This is a genomic window from Endozoicomonas atrinae, from assembly GCF_001647025.1.
Taxonomy (GTDB): Bacteria; Pseudomonadota; Gammaproteobacteria; order Pseudomonadales; family Endozoicomonadaceae; genus Endozoicomonas; species Endozoicomonas atrinae.
In genome coordinates this window covers 1-569 of sequence record NZ_LUKQ02000752.1, presented here as the reverse complement: position 1 = coordinate 569, position 569 = coordinate 1, and the positions used below count along the sequence as shown (strand labels likewise).

At 42.5% G+C, this 569-nt stretch carries 1 protein-coding gene; it reads right to left on the bottom strand.

Annotated elements, in window-relative coordinates; genetic code table 11:
- Positions 1-101: 101 nt before the first annotated feature.
- Positions 102-332, bottom strand: a complete 231-nt coding sequence (locus AK963_RS30440) for a hypothetical protein (RefSeq protein WP_139117842.1) — start codon at positions 330-332, stop codon at positions 102-104.
- Between the last annotated feature and the right edge of the window lie 237 nt (positions 333-569).

The following is a 569-nucleotide window of genomic DNA, read 5'->3' as shown; positions in this document are numbered from 1 at the left end:
GGAAGTGCTTTTGACAACAAGAGCACTGATCCAGAGTAAGGGGCGCTGGGAACAACTTTGGTCTGAGTTCATGACTGGAAAGGTTGAAGCTAACCTATGAGTCAGTTATCAAATTGAGAGAGCACCCGGCAAAGGTGATCCATTCGGGCAACAAATGTGTCAAGATGCTTCTGGGTTCTTTCGGTACACTCAAGGTGTCGTTCCATATGCGCCTGCTGTTTGCAGAACAACTCGACAATATCACGAAACTGGCTAAGCACATGAGATTGAAAAGCTTCAAACTCTTCTTTCTTGATGTATTCCTGCATTGCTTTTCTCGCTCTTCCAGCCAACAGCTGAATCTTTGCAAATAATGAAAACAACGCTAACGTTCTGAGCAGCTTTCAGTATCAAGCGAAAGGATTAATTCAGCGTTGAATCCATTTAGTATTCTTCTGTTAAACAATAGTCCGGACAGTTTTCCGAAATAGGCAACCATGAGAGGAATCAACCAGAGTAGAGAATCCTAATAATCTATCTGTTGATACCTCCTCTCATGGAAATCATAGTTAAGTCTGCTCTGGACAGTA